The organism is Bradyrhizobium sp. Unk1 (assembly GCF_059512345.1).
Genome location: NZ_JCAMOP010000053.1, coordinates 27998 through 51575, shown reverse-complemented (window position 1 = coordinate 51575; position 23578 = coordinate 27998). Strand labels below are relative to the sequence as shown.

The window sequence follows — 23578 nt, the reverse complement described above, 5'->3', positions numbered from 1 at the left end:
CATCGCTACCCTCCAAGGCTTTGCCCGAGGGAATCACAATTGACGAATTACGCAACAGGCCCACAAGGGGAGAAGGGAAGAGTCCGCGCGGTGAGCGCCGCGGACTACGGAGCCGCGCGCCGCGCCAAAAACCGCGTGATTGCCCCACCCAGTTTCGCGTTATCCATCGGCTGCGCGAGAGACTCCCGTGCCGTTGCAACGACATCGTCCGGCGCCTTGCCGTCGCGCAGCTCGCAGCACACTTGCGCAAACTCCAGGTCGAATTCCGGATGCGGCTGCACGGTCAGCGTGGTGCCGTTGGCGTAGAGCAGGCCGGCATGCGGGGTGAATTCGGACGAGAGGATCGTCAGCGCATCGATGGGCGGCTCGACCACCTGGTCCTGATGCGAGGCGGCGATCGCAACCGCTTCGCCGCCGACGACACCGTTCTCCGGCAGCACCTGATAGACGTGCCGGCCGATGCCCCAGCCCTTCTCCGACTTCTGCACGGTGCCGCCGAGCGCCTGCGCGATCAGCTGATGGCCGAAGCAGACGCCGACCATCGGCGTCTTGTTGGCGTAAGCCGTGCGCACGAAATCTTCCAGCGGCGCGATCCAGTCGAGCCCGTCATAGACGCCGGCGGCAGCACCGGTGATCAGCACGGCCTCGAGCTTGCTCGGATCGGGCAGCGCGTCGCCATTGGGGATGCTGACCACGTCCACCGTGGCGGTCGGATCCTCGGCGCGGACCATGCGCTCGAACATGTCGGGAAACGAGCCGTGCTGCTCGCGGTATTTCTGCGGGACCTGTCCGGTCTCGATGATGGTGATGCGTGCCATGTGCCCCCAAAGGTCAAAAGGACAAAGTCAAAAGATTGCGAAGCTCAGTCGCTTTCTGTCCCATGTTGCTGGTGTGGCGCTGTGCGCTCCAGAAGTGTGCTCTCTTTCCGGACCTCGTTGAGAAACGCCTTGGCCAGGCGCGACAGCGGCTCGGCTTCCGACCATAGCATATAGGCCACCGCATGCGTCGTGGGCGTGAACGGCCGCACCACAAGGCCGCTGCCGCCGTTCTGCCGCGGCGAGAAGGGATCGACCACGGCGGCGCCGACGCCGGCGGTGGCGAGCACGCAGGCCGTGTTGCAGTAGCGCACCTCGACCGTCGGCTGGAACGGCGCGCCGGCGCGGGCAAAGCTGTCGCGCACGGCTTCGCCGAGGCGCGTGCCCCGCTCGAGCCCGATGAAGGGCATGCCGGAGAGATCGGCGGCCGAGATCACCGGCTTGTCGGCGAGTGGGTGCTGCGGCGGCAGCACGCACACCATCTCGCCGGTATGCACCACCTCATGCGCGATACCAGGATGATGCGTCAGCCCGAGCGCGAAGCCGAGCTCGGCAACGCGGCTGAGCACCCCCTCGATGATGCCCTCGTAGCGCCGCACGTCGAAGAACACGCGCGTCTCCGGGCGGCGGCGCAGGAAGCCGGATAGTGCGGAAGGGATGATGCTGTAGGCCAGCGGCGGCGTCGCGACGATGGAAAGATGCCCGGAGCGGTTCTCGCGTAGATCGCGGACACGGTTCTCGAGCTTGGCGTGCAGCGCGAAGATCGCTTCGCTCTCCTTGTAGAGCGCCATCGCCTCCGCGGTCGGAAACAGCCGGTTGTTGACGCGCTCGAACAGCGCAAAGCCCGCCTGCGCCTCCATCGTCTTCAGCGCGTTGCTGACCGCGGGCTGCGACAGCGCCAGTTCGTCCGCCGCCGCCACCGTGGTGCGATGGCGGATGACGGCACGCAGGATCTCGAGCTGACGCAGGTTCATATCACTGCCAATTATACTCTGGGCCAAAACATCATAGCAGAACGAATTGATTTTGCAGCCCCGCTTCCGCGTAATGGCGGCGGATTTGCACGTCGCATCAAAGGGTTCATTCGCCCATTGAGGCAGCACTGCGCACATATTGGAGGCAATCTTGGTTCGTGTCCTTCGCGCCGCCGCCGCACAGATGGGGCCGACGCAAAAAGCCGATACGCGCGAGCATACGCTGGCGCGAATGCTCGACATGCTGGAGGAGGCCGCCGGCCGCGGCGCCAGCCTCGTGGTGTTTCCCGAGCTTGCCTTCACCACCTTCTTCCCGCGCTGGCTGCTCGAAGGCGCCGCGCTCGATCACTATTTCGAGCGCGGCATGCCGAACCCGGGGGTGGCAAAGCTGTTCGACCGTGCGCGCGCGCTGCGCGTCGGCTTCTATGTCGGCTATGCCGAGCTGACGCCGGACGGCCGCCGCTACAATTGCGCGATCCTGGTCGATCGCGACGGCGAGATCCTCGGCCGCTATCGCAAGGTGCATCTGCCGGGCTCGGTCGAGCCGCGCGAAGGCGCGCGCTACCAGCAGCTCGAGAAGCGCTATTTCGAATATGGCGACCTCGGCTTTCCCGCTTTCCGCGCCGGCTCGGCCTGGGCCCACGCCATCATGGGCATGATGATCTGCAACGACCGCCGCTGGCCGGAATCCTGGCGCGTGCTCGGCCTGCAAGGCGTCGAGCTGGTTTGCATCGGCTACAATTCGGCCGCCTACGATCCCAATGGCGGCGTCACCGAAGACGCGTCCTTGCGCACCTTCCACTCGACGCTGGTGACGCAGGCCAACGCCTACATGAACGCGACCTGGGCGATCTCGGTGGCGAAGGCGGGCGAAGAGGACGGCTCGGGCCTGATCGGCGGCTCCTGCATCGTCGATCCCAACGGGCGCATCGTCGCGCAAGCCCAGACTTTGGCCGACGAGGTGATCGTCGCCGACATCGATCTCGATCTCTGCCGCCAGGGCAAGGACAAGATGTTCAATTTCGCCGCCCACCGGCGGCCGGAGCAATACAGGGTGATCACCGAACGCGCCGGCGTCATCGAGCCGGCCGTTCTCGACGCGGACTGACTGGCACGGCGCTGGCAAAGGAATCAAAGCAAAACGTTGGCAAAGGAGCTGACATGATACGCCTCTCGCTCACTCTCGGTCTCGCAGTACTGGCTGCCGTAACGTCAGCGCAAGCGGCGGAGCTTCCGGCGGAGATCAAGCAGGCGGGCACGTTGAAGCTCACGGTCAACTCCACCTACGCGCCGATGGAGTACCGCGATCCCGCGACCAACGAGCTCGTCGGGCTCGACGTCGATCTGGCCAACGAGCTTGCGAAGCGGCTTGGCGTCAAGATCGTCTGGAGCGAGACGCCGTTTGCGGAGTTGATCCCGTCGCTCCAGACCAGGCGCGCGGACTTCATCATCTCCGGCATCTCCGACCGCGCCTCGCGGCGCGAGACCGCCGATTTCGTCGACTACCTCGCGACCGGCCCGCAGTTCTTCGTGATGGCGGACAATGCGGCCAAGGACGCGACGGATCTCTGCGGCAAGAAGGTCGGCACCACCCGCAGCACCAGCTTCCCGGTCGAGATCGAGAAGTGGAGCAAGCAGAACTGCGAGCCGGCCGGCAAGCCGGCCATTCAGTACGTCCCCGGCGAGAACTCGATCGACGTCCGCAACCAGCTCAAGCAAGGCCGCATCGACGCCGCAGTGCAGGGCAGCGAGACGCTGCCTTACGCGCAGACGCAGGAGTCCGGCAAATATCGCGTCGTCGGCGAGCCCTTCGCCAAAGGCTACCAGGGCATCATGTTCCGCAAGGACGATGCGGCGTTGCGCGAGGTCGTGACGGAGAAGCTCACGGCGATGATCGCCGACGGCGCCTACAAGGCCGTTCTCGACAAATGGGGCCTAGGGGCCAACGCGGTGGCCCAGCCCATGCTGAACGCGGCACCGCAATGAAGCCGGTGCCGGCACTCGCGGAAGGTTTCCCTGACTTGTCGGGGATGCGGATTGCGCGCGAGCCGCACTGGTTTCGCTGGCTCAGCGCGGCCCTGATCGTCCTCGTGCTGGCGGCGATCGTGCGCGCCTTCGCCGGCGGTCAGATCGAATGGTCCTATGTCAGTCGCTTCCTGACCGCAAAAGTCATTCTCGAAGGCATCGTCAACACCATGGTGATGGCGGTGCTGGCGATGGCGCTCGGCATTGTCCTCGGCGTCGTCGTCGCGGTCATGCGGCTGTCGCCCAATCCGGTGCTGAAGACGGTCGCGGCCGGCTATACCTGGCTGTTCCGCGGCACGCCGCTGATCCTGCAATTGCTGTTGTGGTTCAATCTCGCGCTGGTGTTTCCGACCATCGGCATTCCCGGCCTATGGTCTGCGCGCGCCGTCGACGTCATGACGCCATTCCTCGCCGCGCTGCTCGGGCTCGGCATCAACCAGGGCGCTTATACGTCCGAGGTGATGCGCGCCGGCATGCTGTCGGTCGACATCGGGCAATACGAGGCGGCGCAGGCGATCGGCATGGGACGGCTGCGCGCGCTGCGTCGGATCATCCTGCCGCAGGCGATGCGGGTGGTGATCCCGCCGCTCGGCAACGAGTTCATCGGCATGGTGAAGGCGACTTCGCTCGCGAGCGTCATCCAGTATCCGGAATTGCTGCACAACGCCGAAAACATCTACTACGCCAATTCGCGCGTGATCGAGCTGCTGATCGTTGCCGGGCTCTGGTACCTGCTCGTGGTCTCGATCCTGACGCCGCTCCAGATGCTGCTCGAACGCCGCTTTGCCCGCGGCACATTACGGCTGGCGCGATGACAAAACCCCTCGTCGCGATCCGTTCCGTCAGCAAGAGCTTTGGCGAGTTCCAGGCTCTCAGAAGCGTCTCGCTCGACGTCTGGCCCGGCGAGGTGATGTGTCTGATCGGCGCCTCCGGCTCCGGCAAGACCACGCTGCTCCGCTGCATCAACCAGCTTGCCGCGATCGATTCCGGCGGTATCTGGCTCGACGGCGAGCTGCTCGGCGTGCGCGAGCAAAACGGGCGGCTCTATCGCCTCAGCGAGCGGGAGATCGGGCGGCAGCGGCTGAAGACCGGCATGGTGTTCCAGCGCTTCAACCTGTTTCCGCACAAGACCGCGCTGGAGAATGTCACCGAAGGTCCGCTTCAGGTGCAGGGGCGCAAGTCCGACGAGGTGCGCGCGGAGGCGCTCGAACTGCTCCGGCGCGTCGGATTGTCCGCCAAGGCGGACTGGTATCCCGCGCAGCTGTCCGGCGGCCAGCAGCAGCGCGTGGCGATCGCGCGCGCGCTCGCCATGAAGCCGATGCTGATGCTGTTCGACGAGCCGACCAGCGCGCTCGATCCCGAGCTCGTCGGCGAGGTGCTTGCGGTGATGAAAGAGCTGGCACGGAGCGGCATGACCATGTTGGTGGTGACGCACGAGCTCGGCTTCGCGCGCGAGGTCGCCGACCGCGTCGTCTACATGGATCAGGGCGCGATCGTCGAGCAGGGGCGCGCCTCGGACGTATTGGGTGCGCCGCGCGAGGAGCGCACCAAGGCATTTCTTTCGGCAGTGATCTGAAATGGGGACGTGTTGATGAAGAGACTTTGGGTTGCGGCGGCGCTGCTCGGCGCCATGACCGTTTCGGCCTTGTCCATCGAGCTGCCGGCGGAGATCGCCAAGCGCGGCAGGCTCAAGGTGGCGCTGGTGCCGAACTATCCGCCGATGGAATTCCGCGATCCCGCCACCAACGCGCTGTCCGGCTTCGACATCGATCTCGGCGAAGCCATCGGCCGCAAGCTCGGCGTCAAGATCGAATGGCAGGAGACGAGCTTTGCCGAGTTCATGCCGTCGATCTCGACCGGGCGTGTGGACGCCATCCTGTCCGGCTTCACGGACTACGCCAGCCGTCACGACATCGCGTCCTTTGTCGATTATCTCAGGAGCGGCCCGCAGTTCTTCGTGCAGCAGTCGCGCAAGGCGGAGTTCAAGGACGCGGCATCGCTCTGCGGCAAGAAGGTCGGCGCCAGCCGCCGCACCATGTTCCCGGCGCAGATCGCGGCGTGGAGCGAGAAGAATTGCGGCAGCAATCCGATCCAGTTCGTCGGCACCGACGGCTCGGCCGACGCGCGCACCCAGCTCAGGCAGGGCCGCATCGATGCCGCCGCCCAGGGCAACGAGACGCTGCCCTACATCATGGACCTCGAGCCCGGTGCCTATGCGCCTGTGGGCGAGCCCATCGCGCAGCAATTCACCGGCATTGCCCTGCCGGTCAAGGAAAAGGCACTTCAGCAGGCCATTCTCGAAGCGGTCGATGCGCTGATCGCCGACGGCACCTACAAGACCCTGCTTGCCAAGTGGAAACTGAACGACAACGGATTAGAGAAGGCGACCATCAATGCTGGACAGTAAGGCACTCAAGAGCATCCCGCTCGTTCCGGCCAACACCGCCGATCCCGCGCCCGAATATCCCTGGCCGAAGCCGTACACTTCGGCGATGTTCCTCTCCTTCGATGTGGACGCGGAGAGTGCGTGGACCAGCAAGGACGCGGTGCACGCGCAGCGGCTCATCACCATGAGCTATGGCGGCTATGAGGCGCGCGTCGGCACGCCGAAGCTGTTGGAGCTGCTCGACCAGCTCGATCTCAAGGCGACCTTCTTCGTCACGGGATGGTCGGTCGACGCGCATCCGGCGATGGCGGAATCCATCCTCAAGGCCGGCCATGAGATCGGGCATCACGGATATCACCATCTGCTGCCCGATCCCGGCGATCCCTGGATCGAGGAGGAGCTGGAGCGCGGTTTTGAGGCGCTGAAGCGCCGGCTTGGCGTCAGGCCGACCGGCTATCGCGCGCCCTATGGCGAGTTCACCGAGGAGCTGCGCGCAGCACTGGTACGTCGCGGCATCGTCTACACGTCCTCGTTCCGCGACGACGTGCGGCCCTACCGCCATCGTCTCGCCGACGGCAAGCCCGGCACGATCGAGCTGCCGGTGACCGCGAGCTATGACGACTGGATGCACGGCCTCTCGGCCCGCTTCAGCCCGCGCTCGATCTTCCCCAAGGAGCATGTGCTCTCGATCTGGAAGGACGAGCTCGACGAAACCAGGGACTGGGGCGCGATGGTGACGACCGTGCTGCATCCGCAATGCAGCGGCCGACCGATGCGTTTGCGCCTGCTGCGCGAGTTCCTGACCTACGCAAAGTCGTGCCCGGACGTCTGGATCACGACCGGCGAGAGGATCGCGGAAAACTTCCTGCGCCACGAAGCCGGTAACCGCTGAGCAGTGCCATGACCCGTCGTCGCATCCTCGTCATCAACCCCAACTCCTCGGCGTCGGTGACGGCGGCGATCGACGAGGCGGTTGCGCCGCTGCGCATTGGCGGCGGCCCTGACATCGAGGTGGTTGGCCTCGCCGAGGGACCGCCGGGCATCAGCTCGCAACGCGATGCCGACAGCGTCGTCATGCCGCTGGTCAATCGCGTCGCGCGCGATGATGCCGATGCGTTCGTGCTGGCCTGCTTCAGCGATCCCGGCCTGCATGCGGTGCGCGAGGCGGCAGGCGGCCGCCCGGTGCTGGGCATCGCCGAATGCGGCATCTTTCGCGCGCTGATGCTGGGCGAACGCTTCGGCATCATCGCGCTGTCGCCGTCGAGCATCCGCCGCCAGCAGCGCATGGCGCGGGTGATGGGCGTCGATAGCCGTTACGCCGGAAGCTGGTCGGTCGGCGCGAGTGCGGCGGAAACGGCAGGCGCCGATATCCGCGGCCGCTTGATCGACGCCGGCCGGGCGCTGGTCACCCAATGCCGCGCCGATGTCGTGGTGATGGGCTGTGCCGGCATGGCCTCGCACCGCGCGGCGATCGCGGATGCGATCGGCGTGCCCGTGATCGAGCCGGCGCAGCAGGCCGTGGCCGCCGCGATCGACGCGGTCTTGTTGAACACGTAAGATCCTTCAGGAGCCTTTTGTCATGCCGATCTCCCGCCGCTCGCTCCTCAAGGCTGCCGCAACAGTGCCGGCGCTGTCGCTGCCGGGCATCGTCCGCGCCGAAGCGCAGAGCACCTTGCGTTTCATTCCCGTCATCGACCTCGCCTTCGTCGACCCCATCTATTCGACCGCGCAGGTGTCGCGAAACCACGGCTTCATGGTCTACGACACGCTCTACGGCATGAGCTCCTCGCTCCAGGTCTCGCCGCAGATGCTGTCGGGCCACGCCATCTCCGCTGACTTGCTGCAATGGGACCTCGGCTTGCGCGATGGCCTGTTCTGGCACGATGGCGAACGTGTGCTGGCGCGCGACTGCGTCGCCAGCATCCGCCGCTGGGCGGCGCGCGACGGCTTTGGCGGCGAGCTGATCGAGGCGACCGCCGAGCTTTCGGCTGCCGATGACCGCACCATTCGTTTCCGCCTCAAGCGCCCGTTCCCGCTGCTGCCGCAGGCGCTTGGCAAGGCCGCGATCAATCCCTGCTTCATGATGCCGGAGCGGCTGGCGAGCCAGGACCCGTTCAAGCCGCTGACCGAGGTGATCGGCAGCGGCCCGTTCCGCTATCTTGCCGACGAGCGCGTGCAGGGTGCGCGCAACGCCTATGCCAAGTTCGACCGCTACCAGCCTCGCACCGACGGCAAGCCGGATTGGACCGCGGGTCCGAAGATCGTGCATTACGATCGCGTGGTCTGGACCACCACGCCCGACGCCGGCACCGGCGTCGCCGCGCTCCAGACCGGCGAGCAGGACTGGCAGGAGACCACGCCGCACGATCTGTTGCCGATCATCAAGGCCGCCGGCGATATCGAGACGCGCATCCTCGACCCCAGAGGCTACGCCTGCATGCTGCGACTCAATCATCTGCAGCCGCCGTTCGACAATCCCGCCATCCGCCGCGCGCTGCTGGGTGCGATCGATCAATCCGCCTTCATGACGGCGGTCGCCGGCACCGATCCGGCGTTCCAGGTGTCGCCGATCGGCTATTTCGCGCCGGATACCCCGATGGCGAGCGAGGTCGGCCTCAATGTGTTCCGCGGTCCGCGCGACTACGCCAAGGTCAAGGCCGAGCTGAAGGCCGCCGGTTACAACGGGGAGAAGATCGTGCTGCTCGTCCCCACCAATTCGCTGGCGCAAAAACCGCTCGGCGAGATCGCGGTCGACAGCTTGCGCAAGGCCGGCATGAACGTCGAATATGCCGGGCTCGATTTCGCCGTCGTGCTGCAGCGCCAGCTGAAGAAAGACCCGATTGGGCAGGGCGGCTGGAGCGCGGCCGTCGGCAACTGGCAGGGCATCGACTGGCTCAATCCGGCCGGCAACACCAACATCCGCGGCGAGGGCAAGGTCGCCGGCTGGTACGCGAGCGAGAAGATGGGACCCTTGCGCAGCCAGTGGCTGGCGGCGTCCCAGCTTGCCGAGCAGCAGCGCATCTGCCGCGAGATCCAGGCGGTCGCGTTCGAGGAAATCCCCTATATTCCGATCGGCCTGTACAAGCAGCCGACCGCCTATCGCAAAGCCATCACCGGTATTCTCGACGGCACCGCCGTCTTCTGGAACGTACGCCCCGCATGAGCACCACGGCAATCTTCGGCAGCTATGTGCTGTCACGCAAGGACGGCGCGCAGGATGTTTTGCGCGACCATTGGGTCCTGGTCGAAGGCAAAAAGATTGCGGCAATCACGCGCGACAAGCCCAGCGCGGACGAGGTCCACGATCGTCCCGGCCGCTTCGTGCTGCCCGGTCTTTTGAACCTGCACAATCATTGCTTCTCGGAAGCGGTGGCGCGCAGCCACAGCGAGGACGGCAACGGCCGCAAGAACAACCAGAGCATCGTCTATACGGTGCTGCTGCCGCTGACCAAGCGCGGCGCCGACATCTTGTCGGCGGAAGAGCGCCTCGCGGTCGCGCGGCTCGGCATCCTCCAGCTCCTCAAGGGCGGCGCCACCACCGTGATGGAGCCGTTCCGGAATTCGATCCCGGAGATGTTCGATGCGGCCGAGGAGATGGGCATCCGCTTCTACGGCGCGCCCTATCTGTTCTCGACGTCCGACGCCAAGGCGGGCCCTGATGGCGTCGTCTGCTATTCCGGCGATGACGGCACCGCCGACATGGCAACCTGGGACGCGCTCTATCAGCGCTGGAATAATCGCGGCGACGGCCGCATCTCGCTCGCCATGAGCCCGCACGCCACGGACACCTGCTGCCCCGATCTGCTGAAAGCCTGCGCCACCCGGGCGCGCGAGCTTGGCGTGCCCATCACGACGCACATGGCGCAGAGCCGCGCCGAGGTCGAGACCATCGGCAAGCGCTATGGCGGCCGCACGCCGGCAGAGTACCTGGACTGGCTCGGCCTGCTCGCGCCTGACCTCATGGCGGCGCACTGCATGTTCAGCACCGACGACGATCTCAAGCTGATGGCCGCACGCGGCATGACCGTGCTCAATTGCCCGCGCGTATTCGCGCGCGCCGGCGTCACCGCGGCGTTCAGCCGCTTCGCGGAGCATGGCGTGCGCACCGTGGTCGGCACCGATGGCTACAACATGGACCTGCTCGGCGAGCTCAATGCGGCGTCGCTGATCTCCAAGGTCACCTCGGCCCGCGCCGACGTCGCGAACTCGCCGGAGCTGATCGAGGCTAACACGGCAGTCGCCGCCGACGTCATCAAGCGGCCTGATCTCGGCCGGATCGAGCCGGGCGCCACCGCCGATCTCACCGTCGTCGATCTCACCCATCCGCATCTTCAACCGCTGTTCGATCCGCGCCGCGCGCTGATCGCGCTCGCCAACCGCGCCAACATCGATCAGGTCATGGTCGACGGCCGCATGCTGGTCGATGACGGCCGCTATCTCGGCGCCGACGAAGCGGCGATCACGGCGGCGGGTACGGCAGCGATCGGCAAGATCTGGGATTTGCCGGAGGCGCAGGCCGCGTTCAACGGCTGAGCGTTGCGTCGTCCTCGAATTCCACCAGCGCCTTGCGCATGGTCTCGACCAGATCGAGCGCCACCGGCGAGGGGCTGCGCTGCGCCGGAAAGACCGCGGAGAATTCGAAATCGATGCGCGGCAGGAAGCGGCGCACGACGATGCCGCGGGTGGAGAATTCCTGCGCGGTGAACGGATCGCAGATCGCGACGCCGAGCCCTGATGACACCATGCCGCACATGATCTCCGACAGCGTGGTCTCGACCCTGAGCACGCGGCGGACATCATGGCGATGGAAGACCTGGTCGACGAGATGACGGCTCGACGACCCCGCCGACAGCGAGATGAATGTCTCGCCCTCGAAATCGCGCGGCTCCAGCACGTCCTTCTCTGCAAGGCGATGGCCGGTCGGCAGCACCGCGACGCGCGCCAGCGCGGGCAGCCGCTGGCTCGGCAGGCCGGAATGGGCGATCGGCACCTCGGCAAAGCCGATGTCGCATTGATTGTTGAGCACCCAATCGACCACGATCGGCGAGATCACGCCGAAGAAGGCGAGGTTGAGGTTGGGCCGCTCTTTCAGGAAATGTCCGGCGAGCCGCGGCAGATAGCCGTTCGACAGCGCCGGCAGTGCCGCGATTCGCAGCGAGCCGGTGCGGCGGCCACGGATTTCCTCGGCGGCCGCCGTGATGCGTTCGAGGCCGACGAAGGAGCGCTCCACTTCGGTATAGAGCGCCATCGCCGCGGCGGTCGGCACGAGGCCAGTACCGCGCCGCTCGAACAGCTCCATTTTCAGCAGCGCCTGGAGGTCGCGGAGCAACCGGCTGACCGCCGGCTGCGTCACGGTCATCAGCGCTGCCGCCTCAGTCACGCTGCCGGTCAACATCGTCGCGCGGAAGGCCTCCACCTGCCGCGAATTGATCCGGGCCATCCCAATTTCCATCCATAACATTTAGGCATGCAGAGGGTGCCATTATTCATTGGACGATGGAAGCCAGGGTTTGCGATCTTTTTCATCAGGACTGGAGTCAGCCCGCTTTTTCGGCAGATTGGAGGGGTTCAAACCTCCGAATCGCGCCAAAACCCACCGAACAGGGGCCGGAGCCCTGTCCGCAGAGGGTCGGCGCGGAAGGAAATGCGGAAGGCGCCTCAGTCAGAGATTTTTCGGCACGTCACCTCATCCCGGTATTGGAGATCGGTCCATATGAAGACTCTCAGCCTTCTGACCGCGGTCAGCATCGCAGCGCTCATCGCCGTCCCGTCGGCCGCCTCGGCCCAGCAGAAAACGCTCTATGTCGCCGGTTACGGCGGCTCGTTCGAGAAGACCATCCGCGATGAGGTGATCCCGGCCTTCGAGAAGCAGAACGGCGTCAAGGTCGAGTACGTCGCCGGCAACTCCACGGACACGCTGGCCAAGCTCCAGGCGCAGAAGGGCAACCAGCAGATCGACGTCGCCATCGTCGACGACGGCCCGATGTACCAGGCGATCCAGCTCGGCTTCTGCGGCAAGCTCGAAGGCTTACCGGCCGCCGATCTCTATGACACCGCCCGCTTCAAGGACGATCGCGCTGTTGCGATCGGCATCGTCGCGACCGGCCTGATGTACAACACCAAGGTGTTCGCCGAGAAAGGCTGGGCGCCGCCGACCTCGTGGAACGATCTGAAGGACACGAAATACGCCAAGCAGCTGGTGATCCCGCCGATCAACAACACCTACGGCCTCGAAGCGCTGGTGATGCTGTCGAAGATGAACGGCGGCGGCGAGACCAATGTCGATTCCGGCTTCAAGATTTTCAAGGAGCAGATCAATCCGAACGTGCTCGCCTACGAGCCGTCGCCGGGCAAGATGACCGAGCTGTTCCAGTCCGGCCAGGCCGTGATCGCGGTGTGGGGCACCGGCCGCGTGCAGAGCTTCGCCAACACCGGCTTCCCCGTCGACTTCGTCTATCCGAAGGAGGGCGCGGCGACGCTGCTGACGACGGCGTGTCCGATCACCAAGCCGAATGCCTCGCCGCTGGCCTCAAACTTCGTCAAGATGCTGCTCGATCCAAAGATCCAGCTCGTGATGCTGAAGGACTATGGCTACGGCCCGGTGCTGAAATCACTGGTGGTCCCGCCGGAGCTCGGCAAGATGGCGCCGATCGGCGAGCGCGCGGCAAAGCTCTATAATCCGGACTGGACGGTCATCAACGAGAAGCGCGAGGAGTGGACCAAGCGCTGGAATCGCGAGGTCGAGCGTTGATCTGATCGTTCGTAGCGGAGACAGCGCATGGCCTATCTCGAGCTTGATCGGGTCGCAAAGCAATTCGGCGCGCAGACTGTGGTTGACGACTTCAGTCTGTCGGTGGGCAAGGGGGAGTTCATCTCCTTCCTCGGCCCGTCCGGCTGCGGCAAGACCACGACCCTGCAGATGATCGCGGGCTTCCTCGATCCCACACGCGGCGCGATCCGCCTGGAGGGCAAGGACCTGACCGCGATCCATCCGGCCAAACGCGGGCTCGGTATCGTGTTCCAGAGCTACGCGCTGTTTCCGCACATGACGGCGGCGGAGAACGTCGCGTTCGGCCTCGAGATGCGCAACGTGCCGCGCGCCGAAAGAGCCGAGCGCGTCCGCGCCGCGCTCGCGATGGTTGGCCTCGCCGGCTACGAGGACCGTCATCCGCGCCGCATGTCCGGCGGTCAGCAGCAGCGCGTGGCGCTGGCGCGCGCGCTGGTGATCAAGCCGAGCGTGCTCTTGCTCGACGAGCCGCTGTCCAATCTCGACGCCAAACTGCGCGAGGAGATGCAGATCGAGCTGCGCCAGATCCAGCGCACCATCGGCACCACCACGATTCTCGTCACCCACGACCAGAACGAGGCGATGTCGCTGTCCGACCGCATCGTGGTGATGAGCCAGGGCCGCATCGAGCAGATCGGCTCGCCGCAGGAGACCTATGAGAAGCCGGCCTCGGCCTTCGTCTCGCAGTTCCTCGGCAAGACCAACGACTTTGCGGCGACGATTGATCGGACCGCGACGCCGGTGCGGCTGGTGGCCGGCTCCTGGAACGCGCCGGCGCCGGCCGGGCTCAGCGGCCCTGTCACTGTCAGCATTCGCCCTGAACGGATCGGCTTTGGCGATGTGGGGCTCGGCGCAAAGATCGTCACGCGTATCTTCCAGGGCAATCACTGGCTGTTCCAGTGCGATAGCGAATGCGGGCCCGCGATCGTGATCCGCCAGAATGACGGGACGGCGCCGCCGGCTGAGGGCGATGCGGTTCGCCTCGTCTGGCGACCCGAGGACATGAGCGTGCGCGCGAGGGCCGGCGCATGAGCACGGCCGCCGACGAGCGCAACGCGCGCGCGCCATGGGCGCTGACGGCGCCCGCCTTGATGCTGTTCGTCGGCGTGCTGCTGATCCCGCTGGCGATGACGGTGATGTTGTCGTTCCACGACTGGGGTCAGTACAAGGGCATCGAGCCGGTCTTCATCCTGAAGAACTGGCACGAGATCGCGACCGATCCCTATTACGCCGAGATGTTCTGGCGGACGTTTCGCATCGCGATCCTGACAACGCTGCTCACCGCGTTGCTCGGCGCGCCCGAAGCCTACATCCTCAACCGCATGAGCGGCCGCTGGAAGAGCTTTTTCCTGCTGATCATCCTCGGGCCGCTCTTGATCTCCGTGGTGGCGCGGACGCTCGGCTGGGCGTTGCTGTTCGGCGGCAACAACGGCCTCGTCAACAAGCTCCTGATGTCGGCAGGCGTGATCCGCTCGCCCATTCCCTTCATGTTCACCGAGACGGGGATGGTGGTTGCGCTCGCCCATGTGATGATGCCGTTCATGGTGCTGTCGGTGTGGGCCGCGCTGCAGCGGCTCAACCCGCAGATCGAGAACGCCGCGATGTCGCTCGGCGCGGGGCCCGTGACCATCATCCGCCGCATCATCATGCCGCAGATCGTGCCGGGCGTGCTGTCGGGGGCGATCATCGTGTTCTCGCTCTCGGCCAGTGCCTTCGCGACGCCCGCGATCATCGGCGGCCGTCGGCTCAAGGTCGCGGCGACGCTGGCCTATGACGAATTCCTCAACACGCTGAACTGGCCGCTCGGTGCAGCGGTCGCAACGCTGCTGCTGGTCGCGCTGGTGCTGATCGTCGTCGGCAGCAACGCGCTGATCGAGCGCCGCTACGCGGAGGTGTTCCGATGAGCCGGAACGGCCCGCTCGCGCTGATCTTCCACACCATCTTCGTCATCGTCATGGTCGCCCCGATCCTGGTGGTCTGCCTCGTTGCCTTCACGCCCGAAGGCTTTCTGTCGCTGCCGACCAACGGTTTTTCGCTGCGCTGGTTCAGGGCGATCACCAACTACCCCGAGTTCATCCATGCCTTCTGGGTCAGCCTGGGGCTCGGTGCGCTCTCATCCTTCGTGGCGCTGCTGTTCGCGGTGCCGGCAGCGCTCGCGATCGCGCGTTATCGCTTCCGCGGCCGCGATGCGCTCGCGGCGCTGTTCCTGTCGCCGCTGATGATCCCGCATGTCGTGCTCGGCATCGCCTTCCTGCGCTTCTTCACCTCGGCTGGCCTCGGCGGCAGCTTTGCCGCGCTGATCATCGCGCATGTCATCATCGTGTTTCCGTTCGCGCTGCGGCTGACGCTGGCGGCGGCGACCGGCATGGACCTCTCGGTCGAGATGGCGGCGGTCTCGCTCGGCGCCAACGGCTGGACGCTGTTTCGCCGCGTGACGCTGCCGTTGATCCTGCCCGGCGTCATCAGCGGCTGGGCGCTCGCCTTCATCCAGTCCTTCGACGATCTCACCATGACCGTCTTCCTCGCGGCACCCGGCACCGAGACGTTGCCGGTGCGCATGTTCCTTTATATCCAGGACAACATCGATCCGCTGGTGACGTCGGTCTCGGCCTGCGTGATCGCTGTTACCATGACCGCCCTCATTCTGCTCGACCGCTTCTACGGGCTCGACCGCGTGCTCGCCGGCAAGGGCGATACGGGACGATAGGAGAACCCATGTCCAGGGACTATGACGTCGCCGTCGTCGGCGGCGGATTGCTCGGCTCCGCGATTGCCTGGGGCCTCGGCCGGCTTGGCAAGCGCGTGGCCGTGCTCGACGAAGGCGACATCACCAAGCGCGCCTCGCGTGCGAATTTTGCGCTGGTCTGGGTGCAGAGCAAGGGCCTCGGCATGCCGGCCTATACTGTCTGGACCGTGCAGGCGTCGCAAGCGTGGGGCCGGCTTGCGTCGGAGCTGAAGCAGCAGACCGGGCTCGACGTCTCGCTCCAGCAGAACGGTGGCTTCCATCTGACGCTCGGCGACGACGAATTCGGCCAGCGCACCGAGCTGGTCAAGCGCATGCATAATCAGACCGGCGCTGCTGACTACAAGATGGAGATGCTCTCGGCATCCGAGGTGAAGAAGTCGTTGCCGCTGATCGGGCCGGAAGTGTCCGGCGGCAGCTATTGCCCGCTCGACGGCCACGTCAATTCGCTGCGGACGTTCCGCGCCTTCCACACCGGCTTCAGGGCGTTCGGCATCGACTATTTTCCGGAGCGCCCGGTCTCGGCGATCAGCAAAAGCGGCGGCGAATTCCGCCTGACGACGCCGAAGGGCGAGCTGCGCGCCGCCAAGATCGTGCTCGCCGCCGGCAATGCCAACCAGACATTGGCGCCGATGGTCGGCCTCTACGCGCCGATGGGCCCGACCCGCGGCCAGATCGTGGTGACCGAGCGCACCATGCCGTTCCTGCCGCATCCGCTGACCACGATCCGCCAGACCGACGAGGGCACGGTGATGATCGGCGACAGCAAGGAGGACGAGCTCGACGATCGCGCGCTGAAGCATTCGGTCAGTGCCGTGATGGCCGATCGCGCGCAAAGGATGTTTCCGCATCTGTCGCGGCTCAACGTGGTCAGGAGCTGGGCCGGCATCCGCGTCATGCCGCAGGACGGCTTTCCGATCTACGACCAGTCGGAGACGCATCCCGGTGCCTTCGTCGCCTGCTGCCATTCCGGCGTGACGCTCGCCTCCAACCACGCTTTCGAGATCGCGCGCATGGTCGCAGCTGGCGCGCTCGAGCCGGAGCTGGTCGGCGCGTTCTCGGCCAGCCGTTTCGGCGCCGCCGGTGCTGCGAACAACAGCGGCTATTAGAGATATCTAAAGGAGCCAAGAGGCATCCCATGTTTAGACGATCCGAACAGGACAAGCGACCGCAGGTCCAGATTTTCGTGGATGGCACAACCGTCGCGGCGCGCCAGGGCGACACCGTCTCCGCCGCGCTGCTGGCCTCCGGCTGTGATGCACGGCGCTCCACCGCAGTGAGCGGCGCGCCGCGTCTGCCCTATTGCATGATGGGCGTGTGCTTCGACTGCCTCGTCACCATCGACGGCGTCGGTAACCGCCAGGGCTGTCTGGTGCCCGTCGCCGAGGGCATGCAGATCGAGATCCAGAAGGGCAAGCGGGAGATCGGAAAATGACTGTGGCTCCCAAGCGCGAAGCCTACGACGTCGTGGTGATCGGGGCCGGGCCCGCCGGCCTCGCGGCCGCTGCGACGTCCGCCGAAGCCGGCCTGTCGACGCTGTTGCTCGACGAGAACATCGGCCCGGGCGGCCAGGTGTTTCGTGCCATCTCGTCCACGCCCGTGACCGACCGCAACCAGCTTGGCGCCGACTATTGGGTCGGTGCCGACCTCGTTCAGTCGCTCCGCGCGAGCCGCGCCGAGATTATCCATCGCGCCACCGTCTGGAGCCTCGACCGCAATCTCGAGATCGCCGTCTCGATCGGCGGTGCGTCCGCTTTCCTCAAGGCGCAGCGCGTGATCCTCGCGACCGGCGCGCTGGAGCGGCCGTTCCCGATTCCCGGCTGGACCTTGCCTGGCGTGATGACCGCGGGCGCGGCGCAGACGATGCTGAAATCATCGGCTCTGGTGCCTGACGGACGCACGGTGATCGCGGGGCAGGGGCCTCTGCTCTGGCTGCTCGCCGCGCAGATCTTGCGGCTCGGCGGCCGCATCGACCGCATCCTCGACACCACCGAGCGCGGCAACTACTTCGCAGCACTCCCGCATGCCTTCGCCTTCCTGACCTCGCCCTATTTCACCAAGGGCCTGTCAATGATGCGCGAGGTGAAGGCCAAAGTGCAGGTCGTCTCCGGCGTCACCGAGCTCTCAGCATCCGGTGATGGCCAGCTTGCGAACGTGAGCTATGTCGCGGGCGGCAAGCGTGAGACGATTCCGGCGGACCTGTTGCTGCTGCATCAGGGCGTCGTGCCCAACGTCAATCTGGCGATGGCCGCCGGTATCGAGCATCGCTGGGACGATCTGCAACTGTGCTGGTCGCCAGTGCTGGACGCGAGCGGCAATTCATCGGTCGCTGGCATCGCCATCGCTGGTGACGGGGCCGGCATCGGTGGTGCCAATGCCGCTGTGGTCCGTGGCCGCATCGCGGCGCGCGCGGCGGTGGAGGCATTGGCGCCTGCGGTTGCGACAAAACTTGCGCCGATGGCGACCCTCCGCGCCGATCTCGCCAAGGCCGAGCGCGGCCGCGTCTTCCTCGACACGCTGTTCCGCCCCGCGCCGCAGTTCCGCATCCCCACGGGCGACACCATCGTCTGCCGCTGCGAGGAGGTCACCGCGAAGGACGTTCTCGATGCCGTCGCCATCGGCGCGACCGGCCCGAACCAGCTCAAGGCCTATCGCCGCACCGGCATGGGGCCGTGCCAGGGCCGGCTCTGCGGCCTTACCGTGACCGAGCTGATGGCGCAGGCGCGGGGCAAGACGGCACAGGAGATCGGCTATTACCGGCTGCGCGCACCGGTCAAGCCGATCACGCTCGCCGAGCTCGCCGCCGTTCCGAAGAGCGAGGCCGACGTCAAGGCGGTGGTGCGCGGATGAGCCAAAACGTGGATGCGATCGTCGTCGGCGGCGGCATCCACGGATGCTCGACCGCGCTGCATCTGTGCCTCGCCGGCATGAAGCCGGTGCTGATCGAGAAAGACTACGCCGGCCGCCATGCTTCCGGCGTCAATGCCGGCGGCGTCCGCCAGCTCGCGCGGCACGTGCCCGAAATCCCGCTCTCGATCCGCTCGATGGGGATCTGGGAGAAGATCACCGATCTCCTCGACGACGATTGCAGCTTCGAGAGTTACGGTCAGGTTCTCGTCGCGGAAAACGAGGAGGAGCTCGCCGTCTGCCGCGCGCGCGTCGCTGAGCTGAACGCGCTCGGCTTCACCCATGAGGAGCTGATCGACGCGACTGAATTGCGGCGGCTGGTGCCGGCGGTGGCTGAGACATGTCCGGGCGGCGTGGTGTCGCGTCGCGATGGTGCCGCCAATCCGGCACAGACGACGACGGCATTCCGGCGCAAGGCCGAGCAGCTCGGCGCGACCGTGCGCGAGGGCGTGGCGGCCGGCAACATCCGTCAGAGCGGCGGCCTCTGGCACGTCGATGTCGGCACTGAAACCTTTGCCGCGCCGGTGCTCGTCAATGCCGCCGGCGCCTGGGCCGGAAACATCGCCGCAGCGCTGGGCGAGCCCGTTCCGGTCGAGACCGTGGCGCCGATGCTGATGATCACCTCGCGCGTGCCGCACTTCATCGACCCCGTCGTGATCCTGCGCGGGCGCAAACTGTCCTTCAAGCAATTCTCCAACGGCACCGTGCTGATCGGCGGCGGCCATCTGGCGACGCCCTATCAGGATCGCAACGAGACCGTGCTGGACTGGAAGAGCCTCGCGATCAGCGCGCGCACCGTGTTCGAGCTGTTCCCGGTGATGCGCAGCGCGACGATCGTCCGCGCCTGGGCCGGCATCGAGGCGAAGATGAAGGACGACATCCCCGTGTTCGGACCGAGCAGCCGCCACAAGGGTCTCTATCACCAGTTCGGGTTCTCGCTGCACGGCTTCCAGCTCGGCCCCGGCGCCGGCGCCGTGATGGCCGAGCTGATCGTCAACGGCGGCACCCAGACCCGCGTAGGCGATCTCGGCATCGACCGTTTCCATCCTTCCACGCTCTAAGAAGAGGACATCATGAGCATCACCCGCAGCATCCGCACGCCCATCATGCACCGCGCCGTCGAGGCCAACGGCTTCGTCTTCATCGGTGGCACCATCGCCGACGACACCTCGGTCTCGATGGGCGAGCAGACCCGCAACATCCTCGGCAAGATCGCCGGCTATCTGAAGGAAGCAGGCACCGACAAGTCGCGAATCGTCAGCACCTCGATCTTCGTCACGGATCTTTCCAAGAAGAAGGAGATGGACGCGGTCTGGACCGAGTTCTTCGGTGACAATTTGCCGACGCGCGCCACCGTCGGCGTCGCCGATCTCGGCGGCGGTGCACTGATCGAGGTGGTGGTGACCGCACTCAAGGGCTGATTGCGCTCTTCTCACGGGCTCGTGAAGAGAGCCGTCGATCCGAACATGACGAAGATGTAATGGTCTGGATTAGCTGCGGCGCTTTGACGCGCCGCAGTTTCCGTTTATCAGTAGGGGACTCGGCTGGAATGCCCAATGTCCTCGCAGAATAATAACAACAAGCTCGCGATCAAATTTCGCTGCCCCGGAGAACTCGAAGGCCTGCTGCCGCAGCCGGTGCCGGCGAATCTCGGCGTTCCCGACTGGCTCAGGGCGATGCCGACCACGGCCTTCAGTGCCCTCAATCAGCAGGATGACGAGACGGTCAAGCGCTGCCCGCCGTTCATCGACGCGATGACATGCGGTTTTCTGATCCCGCTAATCTGCGATATCAGGGTCGAGGATGGCGAGATCAGCTGGGACAACGACATCCCGCCCGGCGGTGAGATCGATTTTCCGCGCTCGCCGATCAGCTTTCACGATCAGGGCCAGCTCACCGGCTCGCCGCTGTTCGAGACCGATCGCTTCGTCATCAAGTTTCACAATCTCTGGACCATCGAGGCGCCGGAAGGCTATTCGCTGTTCTTCACCCATCCGGTCAATCGCTTCGACCTGCCGTTCATCACGCTGAGCGGCCTCGTCGATTGCGATCGCTATCGCGACAGCTGGATCCACTTTCCGGCGCATTGGCACAATACGGGCTTTCGCGGCGTGCTGCCCAAGGGCACACCGATCGCGCAATGCATTCCGGTCAAGCGTGAGGATTGGACGCGGCAGACCTCGGCCTTCACCGAGGATGAAGCGCAGAAGGTCCACGCCCTGCGCGCCGCGCTGAAGCGCGAGCCGGGTCTGTACCGGCGGAAATTCAGGGCGTAGCCCGCTCGGGCCTGGCTCCCAGGAATTTCGCCGCGGCGCTCGGGCGGAAGAAGAAGCGGCCGTGCGACGAGGCGGCGAGTGTGAGGGCGGCGCGGCTGAGCATCTGCGGCCGTCCGCCATACACGGACCGCAGCGCCGCCTCGCCGCCATCGCGTTCGCCCATCTCCATCAGGCAGATCGCGAGATTGGCGCGGGAGAGAGCGTCGTCCGGGCGAAGCCCGAGCGCGTGACGGTAGGTGTCGGCGGCCTCCGCATAGGCGCCGTCGAGAAGCTCGGCCCAGGCAAGTTCGGTCAGGATATCGGTGCGTCCCGGCCCGATCGCGCGCGCCGCGGTCAGCACGGTACGCGCTTTGGCGCGATTGTTATTCCGGACATGCATGCGGCCAAGGTCGAGTTGCAGATCGACGCTGGCCGGGGCGAGCGCGAGGGCTTGCTCGATCATCCCGACCGCCTCGCCAACCTCGCCGGCGTTCGCAAGCTGGCCCGCAAGCTCCTGGAACGCGGGCAGATAGGGCGGACGGCGCGCTGCGGTTCGCCGCAGTTGCGCCAGTCCATCGCTTCTGCGCCGCGCGGCACACAGCACATGGCCGAGCAGCGTCTCGATTTCGGGATCGCTATTGCGCTTCGCGGCTTTCTCCAGCGGCGCAATCGCCTCCTCCGCACGCTCCTGGCCGAGCAGGGCATGGGCGAGGATCAGCACGGCATTCCGGTCGGTGCGATTTGATTTCAGGGCTTCGGTCGCAAGCTGCCTTGCAATGTCGAACTGCTTTGCACGTAGCGCCAGAAAGGCTTGCTGAAGCAGTTGGGCGAGGGGGCTATTCGGCTTGCCGCTCAAGAGATGGCCTCTTGGTTGAGACACGTTGTTTTTTGCCCCTTACCGCATGCCCCATGCAGCGTCCATCAACAGCTTCGTGATGCTTTGCTGATTGGCCCGGACGCGTTGCACGGAATGCGCCTTGATCTCGGCGCCCGGCGGGATTATCAGCGAGACATCAATCAGGAGTTTCGCATCCATGGATTTCACCCCGACCGCAACGCCCATCCGCCTTGCTCACGGGGAATTCCATGCCTGCATCGATCATTCTGTCGAACCTCTCGCTGTCCACGCCTGACGGCCGTCCTCTCCTTTCCGACCTCAACCTGACATTTGGTGCCGAACGGGCTGGTCTCGTCGGCCGCAACGGCGTCGGCAAGACAACGCTGCTTGCTGCGATCACCGGAGAGCACATTCCCCAAGCGGGACGCGTTCTCGTGAGCGGAACCGTGGGAATGCTCCGCCAGGACGTCCAGCTTCCTGCGGGCGCCGCGGTGATCGATCTGTTCGGCGCGCGCGCAGCGCTGGAGCTGCTTCGCCGTGCCGAGCGGGGCGATGCATTCGCCGACGAAGTCACCGACGTCGACTGGACGCTTGAAGCGCGGCTTGCGTCCGCGCTCGCGCGTGTCGGGTTCGATCCTGATACCGACACGGAGCTGGATCGTTTGTCGGGCGGGCAGATCACGCGGATCCGTCTGGCCGCGCCGGTCTTCGCCGAGCCGGACTTCCTGCTGCTCGATGAGCCCACCAACAATCTCGATCGGGATGGACGTAAGTCAGTGGTCGACCTGCTCGCAGGCTGGCGGGGCGGGGCGATCGTCGTCAGTCACGACCGCGACCTGCTCGAGACCATGGACGCCATCGTCGAGATGACATCGCTGGGGGCAAGACGGTACGGCGGCAATTGGAGCAGTTACCGCGAGCAGAAGGCCATCGAGCTCGCTGCCGTCAGGCACGACCTTGCGCATGCCGAAAGGCGCCTCTCCGAGATTGACGGCAAGGCGCAGGAGGCAGCCGAACGGAAGGCGCGCAAGGACAGCGGCGGCAGGAAGAAGCGCGCCAAGGGCGACATGCCGCGCATTCTCGCCGGTGCACGCAAGGACCGCAGCGAGGACAGCGGCGGAAAGACCGCGCAAATCGCCGAGCGGCGGCGCGCGGAGGCGATCGATGCCGTCGCCGCGGCACGCCGGCGCGTCGAGATTCGTCAGCCGCTGTCGGTGAAGCTGCCCCCGACCGGCCTGCCGGCGGGCAGGGAGGTGGTTTGGCTCGATCGCGTCAGCGCCGGCTATCAGCCGGAGCAGCCGGTCTTGCGCGATCTCTCGCTCACCATCGTTGGTCCGGAACGCGTTGCGGTCGTCGGGCCGAACGGTTCAGGCAAGACAACGTTGCTCAAGCTCGTCGCAGGCGAGATCCGCCCTGTCTCGGGCGCCGTGCGGGTCAGGCCGGATTTCGCGCTGTTCGACCAGCAGGTCGGCCTGCTCGATCCCGCGATCTCCATCCTGGACAATTTCGGGCGTCTCAATCCGAAAGCGGGCGCGAACGAGTGCCATGCGGCCCTGGCCCGGTTCGCGTTTCGCGCTGCTGCCGCCTCGCAGATCGTGGGGAGCCTGAGCGGCGGACAGCTGTTTCGTGCGGGCCTCGCCTGCGTTCTGGGCGGGGCGACACCGCCGTCCCTGCTCATCCTGGACGAGCCGACCAATCATCTCGACATCGACTCCATCGAAGCCGTCGAGGCAGGCTTGAGGGCCTATGACGGCGCGCTGCTCGTGGTCAGTCACGACGAGGCGTTCCTGCAGGAGATCGATATCACGCGCAGGGTCGTGCTGGTCGCCAGCTCGGCTCTCTAAGCCT

At 65.8% G+C, this 23578-nt stretch carries 25 protein-coding genes; 20 read left to right on the top strand and 5 right to left on the bottom strand.

Annotation, left to right across the window (positions count from 1 at the left end; genetic code table 11):
• Positions 1-104 precede the first annotated feature (104 nt).
• Positions 105-818, bottom strand: coding sequence for a type 1 glutamine amidotransferase (locus AC5ZFO_RS41330; RefSeq protein ID WP_282523747.1), 714 nt, complete (start codon positions 816-818; stop codon positions 105-107).
• A 44-nt stretch (positions 819-862) separates the two neighbouring features.
• A complete protein-coding gene (locus tag AC5ZFO_RS41325; RefSeq protein ID WP_496123642.1) occupies positions 863-1789 on the bottom strand; it encodes a LysR family transcriptional regulator in 927 nt (308 codons plus the stop codon).
• Between the two features lie 151 nt (positions 1790-1940).
• Here AC5ZFO_RS41325 and AC5ZFO_RS41320 point away from each other — a divergent pair, with 151 nt between their 5' ends.
• From AC5ZFO_RS41320 to AC5ZFO_RS41280, 9 genes are read left to right on the top strand one after another with little or no spacing between them, the layout of a single operon-like run.
• A complete protein-coding gene (locus AC5ZFO_RS41320) occupies positions 1941-2897 on the top strand; it encodes an N-carbamoyl-D-amino-acid hydrolase (RefSeq protein ID WP_282523749.1) in 957 nt (318 codons plus the stop codon).
• A 53-nt stretch (positions 2898-2950) separates the two neighbouring features.
• Positions 2951-3775, top strand: coding sequence for an ABC transporter substrate-binding protein (locus AC5ZFO_RS41315; RefSeq protein ID WP_496123641.1), 825 nt, complete (start codon positions 2951-2953; stop codon positions 3773-3775).
• Complete coding sequence (locus AC5ZFO_RS41310) at positions 3772-4629, top strand: amino acid ABC transporter permease (RefSeq protein WP_014492344.1); 858 nt, start codon at positions 3772-3774, stop codon at positions 4627-4629. Before AC5ZFO_RS41315 ends, AC5ZFO_RS41310 begins: the two co-directional genes overlap by 4 nt.
• On the top strand, positions 4626-5390 hold the full coding sequence (locus tag AC5ZFO_RS41305) for an amino acid ABC transporter ATP-binding protein (RefSeq protein ID WP_282523751.1): 765 nt from the start codon (positions 4626-4628) through the stop codon (positions 5388-5390). The genes AC5ZFO_RS41310 and AC5ZFO_RS41305 overlap by 4 nt, the downstream gene beginning before the upstream one ends.
• Positions 5391-5405: 15 nt before the next feature.
• Positions 5406-6221 (top strand): ABC transporter substrate-binding protein, encoded by an 816-nt coding sequence (locus tag AC5ZFO_RS41300; protein ID WP_282523752.1) that lies wholly within the window; start codon positions 5406-5408, stop codon positions 6219-6221.
• Positions 6208-7092: a polysaccharide deacetylase family protein gene (locus AC5ZFO_RS41295; protein ID WP_282523753.1), complete on the top strand. Its 885-nt coding sequence runs from the start codon at positions 6208-6210 to the stop codon at positions 7090-7092. Before AC5ZFO_RS41300 ends, AC5ZFO_RS41295 begins: the two co-directional genes overlap by 14 nt.
• Positions 7093-7100: 8 nt before the next feature.
• Positions 7101-7757, top strand: coding sequence for an aspartate/glutamate racemase family protein (locus AC5ZFO_RS41290; RefSeq protein WP_496123640.1), 657 nt, complete (start codon positions 7101-7103; stop codon positions 7755-7757).
• A gap of 22 nt (positions 7758-7779) precedes the next feature.
• The gene (locus tag AC5ZFO_RS41285; RefSeq protein ID WP_282523755.1) at positions 7780-9363 is read left to right on the top strand and encodes an ABC transporter substrate-binding protein; all 1584 of its coding nucleotides are present in this window, start codon (positions 7780-7782) and stop codon (positions 9361-9363) included.
• The gene (locus tag AC5ZFO_RS41280; RefSeq protein WP_496123639.1) at positions 9360-10733 is read left to right on the top strand and encodes an amidohydrolase family protein; all 1374 of its coding nucleotides are present in this window, start codon (positions 9360-9362) and stop codon (positions 10731-10733) included. Before AC5ZFO_RS41285 ends, AC5ZFO_RS41280 begins: the two co-directional genes overlap by 4 nt.
• Here AC5ZFO_RS41280 and AC5ZFO_RS41275 read toward each other — a convergent pair.
• Positions 10723-11640, bottom strand: a complete 918-nt coding sequence (locus AC5ZFO_RS41275) for a LysR substrate-binding domain-containing protein (protein WP_282523757.1) — start codon at positions 11638-11640, stop codon at positions 10723-10725. The two genes, AC5ZFO_RS41280 and AC5ZFO_RS41275, sit on opposite strands and share 11 nt — an antisense overlap.
• Positions 11641-11913: 273 nt before the next feature.
• Between AC5ZFO_RS41275 and AC5ZFO_RS41270 the strand changes: the two genes are divergently transcribed.
• The 10 genes from AC5ZFO_RS41270 (at position 11914) to AC5ZFO_RS41225 (ending at position 20913) form a co-directional block, all read left to right on the top strand.
• Positions 11914-12951 (top strand): ABC transporter substrate-binding protein, encoded by a 1038-nt coding sequence (locus AC5ZFO_RS41270; RefSeq protein WP_282523758.1) that lies wholly within the window; start codon positions 11914-11916, stop codon positions 12949-12951.
• Between the two features lie 27 nt (positions 12952-12978).
• Positions 12979-14019 (top strand): ABC transporter ATP-binding protein, encoded by a 1041-nt coding sequence (locus AC5ZFO_RS41265; protein WP_282523759.1) that lies wholly within the window; start codon positions 12979-12981, stop codon positions 14017-14019.
• Positions 14016-14891 carry an ABC transporter permease gene (locus AC5ZFO_RS41260; protein ID WP_282523760.1) on the top strand — a complete coding sequence of 292 codons (876 nt, stop codon included), beginning with the start codon at positions 14016-14018 and terminating at the stop codon, positions 14889-14891. The genes AC5ZFO_RS41265 and AC5ZFO_RS41260 overlap by 4 nt, the downstream gene beginning before the upstream one ends.
• Positions 14888-15694 (top strand): ABC transporter permease, encoded by an 807-nt coding sequence (locus AC5ZFO_RS41255; RefSeq protein WP_282523761.1) that lies wholly within the window; start codon positions 14888-14890, stop codon positions 15692-15694. Before AC5ZFO_RS41260 ends, AC5ZFO_RS41255 begins: the two co-directional genes overlap by 4 nt.
• A gap of 8 nt (positions 15695-15702) precedes the next feature.
• The gene (locus AC5ZFO_RS41250) at positions 15703-16839 is read left to right on the top strand and encodes an NAD(P)/FAD-dependent oxidoreductase (protein ID WP_282523762.1); all 1137 of its coding nucleotides are present in this window, start codon (positions 15703-15705) and stop codon (positions 16837-16839) included.
• 29 nt (positions 16840-16868) lie between these two features.
• Positions 16869-17165, top strand: a complete 297-nt coding sequence (locus tag AC5ZFO_RS41245) for a (2Fe-2S)-binding protein (protein ID WP_496123638.1) — start codon at positions 16869-16871, stop codon at positions 17163-17165.
• Positions 17162-18580 carry an FAD/NAD(P)-dependent oxidoreductase gene (locus tag AC5ZFO_RS41240; RefSeq protein WP_282523764.1) on the top strand — a complete coding sequence of 473 codons (1419 nt, stop codon included), beginning with the start codon at positions 17162-17164 and terminating at the stop codon, positions 18578-18580. The genes AC5ZFO_RS41245 and AC5ZFO_RS41240 overlap by 4 nt, the downstream gene beginning before the upstream one ends.
• The gene (locus tag AC5ZFO_RS41235) at positions 18577-19698 is read left to right on the top strand and encodes an NAD(P)/FAD-dependent oxidoreductase (RefSeq protein ID WP_282523765.1); all 1122 of its coding nucleotides are present in this window, start codon (positions 18577-18579) and stop codon (positions 19696-19698) included. Before AC5ZFO_RS41240 ends, AC5ZFO_RS41235 begins: the two co-directional genes overlap by 4 nt.
• A 12-nt stretch (positions 19699-19710) precedes the next feature.
• Positions 19711-20058 (top strand): RidA family protein, encoded by a 348-nt coding sequence (locus AC5ZFO_RS41230; RefSeq protein WP_282523766.1) that lies wholly within the window; start codon positions 19711-19713, stop codon positions 20056-20058.
• A gap of 135 nt (positions 20059-20193) precedes the next feature.
• Entirely contained in the window at positions 20194-20913 is a 720-nt protein-coding gene (locus tag AC5ZFO_RS41225; RefSeq protein ID WP_282523767.1) for a hypothetical protein, read from the top strand.
• Here the strand turns inward: AC5ZFO_RS41225 and AC5ZFO_RS41220 are convergent.
• Together AC5ZFO_RS41220 and AC5ZFO_RS41215 are read right to left on the bottom strand one after the other, a co-directional pair.
• Positions 20903-21748 carry a tetratricopeptide repeat protein gene (locus AC5ZFO_RS41220; protein WP_085401814.1) on the bottom strand — a complete coding sequence of 282 codons (846 nt, stop codon included), beginning with the start codon at positions 21746-21748 and terminating at the stop codon, positions 20903-20905. The two genes, AC5ZFO_RS41225 and AC5ZFO_RS41220, sit on opposite strands and share 11 nt — an antisense overlap.
• A gap of 39 nt (positions 21749-21787) precedes the next feature.
• A complete protein-coding gene (locus tag AC5ZFO_RS41215; protein ID WP_282523768.1) occupies positions 21788-21955 on the bottom strand; it encodes a hypothetical protein in 168 nt (55 codons plus the stop codon).
• 23 nt (positions 21956-21978) lie between these two features.
• Between AC5ZFO_RS41215 and AC5ZFO_RS41210 the strand changes: the two genes are divergently transcribed.
• Positions 21979-23574: an ABC-F family ATP-binding cassette domain-containing protein gene (locus AC5ZFO_RS41210; protein ID WP_282523769.1), complete on the top strand. Its 1596-nt coding sequence runs from the start codon at positions 21979-21981 to the stop codon at positions 23572-23574.
• The last annotated feature ends 4 nt before the right edge of the window (positions 23575-23578 follow it).